Source organism: Humidesulfovibrio sp., assembly GCF_035560995.1.
In the GTDB taxonomy this organism is placed as follows: Bacteria; Desulfobacterota; Desulfovibrionia; order Desulfovibrionales; family Desulfovibrionaceae; genus Humidesulfovibrio.
The window spans coordinates 1-4389 of the sequence record NZ_DATMYK010000261.1 but is presented as its reverse complement, the minus strand read 5'-3'; the positions used below and the strand labels follow the sequence as shown (position 1 = coordinate 4389).

The window sequence follows — 4389 nt, the reverse complement described above, 5'->3', positions numbered from 1 at the left end:
TCCATTCCCATTAGAGTCAAGAATACCGTCATTTCGTCTATTGCTGATCTGAAGTCAAAGTTTTCTAACAGTTTTATAAAATTTTCTTTGCATTCTGAATTGAGCTCTAAACTTTTAGCAATTTTTCGAATGCCGTCTTTTCTTCCGCGCCCACTCCGAATTACGTCCGTTGCTAATTTGAGTATGTATATTGGAAGCCTGCATATATCTTTGAAGCCTAGGTTAAAAAAGGAAAGGAATTGCATCAGGGTCGCGGTTGCTTGAATATCTTTACTTGTTAAAAATTCTACTAGTGATTCCCACGAGCCTTCTCTCTCTGCTTTAATGTTAACGCTAAGTTCCATTTTGAGAAGGAATCTATTCGTTTTTTTTAGTGCCCGACCAAAACCTAAGACCGAGCGTGCATAAAACTCAGCATCGATGGTGTGGTCAACTACCGCTTCTCCATCATACTTCAACACAAGCTCTTTTTTGAAACTCTTTGGTGGTTGTTCGTTTATAATTGAGTATTGCATGGACTCCTCCAAGAAATTTGTTAGTTCATAATTCTTGACGTCTTTGTTTCTTTTTATCTGCTAGTCTTTTTTTGCGCAACGGATATTATGAAAAAGCCCCCCAGCGCTTCCGCACCGGGGGGCTTTGTTTTGCCGTGTCGTTACGATGTTTGGCCTAGCCGCCCATGCTCATCAGGTACGGGATGCCGATGAACACCAGCGCCGCCAGGAAGATGGCGCCGAAGATGAACCCCTGCAGCCAGAAGTCCTTACGCCCCACAAAGCCGGAGCCGTAGTAGATCGGGCTCGGCCCCGTGGCGTACGGGGTGATGATGCCCATGAGGCCCAGGCTGAGGCAGAGCAGAAGCGCCAGGGTGCGCATGTTCACGCCCGGAATGGCCGCCGCCGTGGTCAGGAACACCGGCAGCAGCGCCGTCACGTGCGCCGTCAGGCTGGCGAACAGGTAGTGCACCACGAAGAACAGCACCACCAGAAGCACCGTCACCGTGGTGGGCGAGTAACCGACCATGCCCGCCGCCGCAGAAGTGGCGAACCACTTCAGGAAGCCGACCTTGGCCAGGCCGTCGGCCAGCGTCACCAGCGTGGCGAACCAGAACAGCACGTTCCAGGCCTGCTTGTGCCCAAGCAGGTCGTCCCAGCTGATGACCCCGGTGAGGATCATGAGCGTGAGGGCGAGAAGCGCCACCAGCGTGGCGTCCAGGTAGTCGCCCGCGAAGATCCAGCCCAGCAGGGCCAGCACGGCCAGTCCGGCCATGGTCAGTTCCTTGCGGGTGATGGGCCCAAGCTTGACGAGTTCGCTGGCGGCCCAGATGGGCGCGTCCGCGGAAACCTTCTGCGTGGGCGGGTAGAGCACGTAGGTCAGCCAGGGCACGGCCAGGAACAGGCCGATGCCGACCGGCGCGAAGGCCATGAACCATTCCATCCAGGCGAACTTGATGCCCACGGTCTTTTCGACCAGGGACAGCGCCAGCAGGTTGGGCGCAAGGCCGGTGAGGAACATGGTGCTGGTGACGCAGGTGGTGGCCAGCGCCACCCACATGAGGTAGCCGCCGATCTTGCGCGGTTCGTGGTCCGGGGTGGAGCCGTACAGGGCAGGAATATTCTTGATGATCGGGAAGATGGTGCCGCCGCTGCGCGCGGTGTTCGAGGGCATGAACGGGGCCAGCGCCAGGTCGGCCAGGGCCACGGCGTAGCCCAGGCCCAAGGTGCGCTTGCCCAGCTTCTTGATGAGCAGAAGCGAGATGCGCTTGCCCAGCCCGGTCTTCTCATAGCCCAGGGCGAACATGAAGGCGATGAAGATGAGCCAGACCGTGCTGTTGGAGAAGCCGGCCAGGGCCCACTTGATCTCGTCGGCAGGCTTGGGCTTCTTCACTGCGGGCTTGGCGTCAGACTTGGCGGCATCGGGCTTGGCCGTGGCGTTGTCCGCGGGCTTGGCGGCGACGGAGGCCGCGGCTTCGGGCTTGGCGTCCGCGGGCTTGCCGACGGCCGGAGCGGCAGGCGCTACGGCCTTGGGGGCCTCGACCTTGGCGGCAGCGGCAGGAGCCGCAGCAGGCTTGGCCGCGTCGGTCTTGGGCGCTTCGGGCTTCGCGCCCTCCGGGGCCTTCACGCCGTCGGGCGGCTTGGGGGCGTCCGCAGGCTTGGCCGCATCGGCCTTGGGCGCGGCGGGCTTGGGCTCGGGGGCGGCGGGCACCAGCATCAGCGCGGAGCACAGCACCACACCCACCAGGCCCACCGCTGCGGCGGGGATGGGCTCCAGAATGAGCATCACCACAACGCCCACGAAAATCGAGAAATATTGCCAGGCATAGGGCTCAAGGCCCTGGGGGGTGGGGACGGCCCAGACCGCCAGGGCGGCCAGGACGGGAATGAGGCCCTTCCAAAGTCTGCTCACGGTGTCCTCCAGTGGTGTCAACTACTTACTCAACGCGCCAAAACTCCCTTGTGCCACGATTCACAAATTAAGGATTATGCACCCGGATGTCCATAATTATCCCAATGATTCCCCCAGGAAATTTGACCCGTTTGCGGGGGAATTACCCGGCTGCTTGGGCGGCAAGTTCCGCTGCGTGGTAGCTGCTGCGTACCAGCGGCGCGCAGAACATCTTGGCCACGCCGAGGGAGCGCCCGTACTCGGCCAGGGCGTCGAAGTCCTCGGGCGGCATGTAGCGCAAGACCGGCGGATGCAGGCGCGAGGGCCGCATGTACTGGCCCACCGTGATCATGGAGCAGCCCGCTTCGCGCATGTCGCGGATGACCTGACGCAGTTCCTCGTCGGTTTCGCCCAGGCCCACCATGAGCCCGCTCTTGGCCGGAATGCTGGGCGCGCCGTTTGGCTGATAGGCCGCCGTGCGGCGCAAGAGTTCGATGCTTTGCGCGTAGTCCGCCTGGGGACGGATGTCCGGATACAGGCGTGGCACGGTCTCCACGTTGTGGTTCAGCACGTCGGGCTGCGCATCCAGTACGGTCAAAAGCGCGGCCTCGCCGCCCTGGAAGTCCGGGATGAGCACCTCCACCGTGCAGCCGGGCAGGCGTCCCTTGACCTGGCGGATGGTCTCGGCGAAGTGCCCGGCCCCGCCATCGGGCAGGTCGTCGCGCGTCACGGAGGTGATGACGATGTGCTTGAGGCCGAGCCTGGCCGCGCCCTCGGCCACGCGTCGCGGCTCGTCGGCGTCCGGCGGCAGCTGCGCGCCGGGGCTGATGTTGCAGAAGGCGCAGTTGCGCGTGCACTCGCGTCCGAGGATCAGGAAGGTGGCCACGCTTTGCGAGAAGCACTCCCACTTGTTGGGGCAGCGGGCGCTCTGGCACACGGTGTTCAGGTTCAGGTCGGCCAAAAGCGAGCCGGTGCAGGCGTAATCTTTGCTACTGGGCAGCTTCACCCGCAGCCAGGGCGGAATGCGCAAAACGGGCGCGGAATTCTCTGGCAAGGACATCCTTCACTTCCTTTATGTCGATGGGCTGGTCCGCGGGGCGCCCGGCCTCGGCGCTCATGGAAGTGGCCTTGGCGCCGCCGATGCCGCACAGGGTGATGAGGTCGAAGAGGCTCACGTCGTGGCCCACGTTCAGGGCCAGGCCGTGATAGGTGACGAAGCGTTTCACGCCGATGCCCATGGAGCAGATTTTGTGGGCGCTGGCGTCAGATTGTTGTGGTCCGTCCGGGCTGGTCCACACGCCGGGGTAGCCCTGGCGCCGCGTGACATCCACGCCGAAAGCCGCGCAGGTGCGGATCACCGCCTCCTCCATGTCGAAGAAGAACTGGCGGATGCCGCCGGGGCGTTTCTCCACGCGGAAGATTGGGTAGGCCACCAGCTGGCCGGGGAAGTGGCAGGTGATGTTGCCGCCGCGCAGGGTCTGGGCCAGCTCGATGCCTTGGCTTTCCAGGTAGGCGCGGCCCACATGCAGGTTCTCGCCCCCGCCCTGGCGGCCAAGGGTGATGACCTTGGGGTGTTCCAGCAGGTAAAGCACTTCCTCGCCGCCCTGCTGCACATCAGCCAGGGTGGCCAGTTGCAGGGCTTCCGCCTCGCGGTAGGAGATGAGTCCCAGATCCTCGATGCGCACGGGTGGCTGCTCCTAGGCTTTGCCCTTGGGTTTGCCGGTGGGTTTGCCGGTGGCCTTGCGCTCGGCCCGGGAGGCGTGGGGCTTGTCGCCGCTTTTGCCGCTGGCCTTGGGGCTGGGCTTGCCGCCAGTCTTGGAGCTGGGCTTGCCCTTTCCCTTGCGGGGCGCGTCGGCCGGGCGTTCCGAGGGCAGCTTGGGCCTGCGCGGGGCCTTGGGCTCCTCTGCGGCGATGATGCTGTCCACGGTCAGGGCCTCATGCGCGGGCTTTTCCGCGCGCTCGGGGCGCTGGGCCTTGGGCGCGCGCGCCGGGGCGTTGTCCGTC

At 63.0% G+C, this 4389-nt stretch carries 4 protein-coding genes and 1 pseudogene; all 5 read right to left on the bottom strand.

All coding sequences use genetic code 11. From position 1 onward, the window contains the following. On the bottom strand, window positions 1-515 hold a 515-nt coding region (locus VN419_RS10160; RefSeq protein WP_325647111.1), incomplete at its 3' end, for a hypothetical protein. A gap of 154 nt (window positions 516-669) precedes the next feature. Next, complete coding sequence (locus tag VN419_RS10155; protein ID WP_325647109.1) at window positions 670-2406, bottom strand: DASS family sodium-coupled anion symporter; 1737 nt, start codon at window positions 2404-2406, stop codon at window positions 670-672. Window positions 2407-2548: 142 nt separating this feature from the next. Next, window positions 2549-3445: a lipoyl synthase gene (gene lipA, locus VN419_RS10150; RefSeq protein WP_325647107.1), complete on the bottom strand. Its 897-nt coding sequence runs from the start codon at window positions 3443-3445 to the stop codon at window positions 2549-2551. Continuing rightward, a complete protein-coding gene (gene lipB / locus VN419_RS10145; RefSeq protein WP_325647105.1) occupies window positions 3375-4070 on the bottom strand; it encodes a lipoyl(octanoyl) transferase LipB in 696 nt (231 codons plus the stop codon). The genes lipA and lipB overlap by 71 nt, the downstream gene beginning before the upstream one ends. A 12-nt stretch (window positions 4071-4082) precedes the next feature. Continuing rightward, window positions 4083-4389, bottom strand: a pseudogene (locus VN419_RS10140) (hypothetical protein); the annotation flags it as partial.

Coding starts and splice junctions, on each gene's coding strand:
- lipA (WP_325647107.1), bottom strand. CDS start 3,445: ATGTCCTTGCCAGAGAATTCCGCGCCCGTTTTGCGCATTCCGCCCTGG.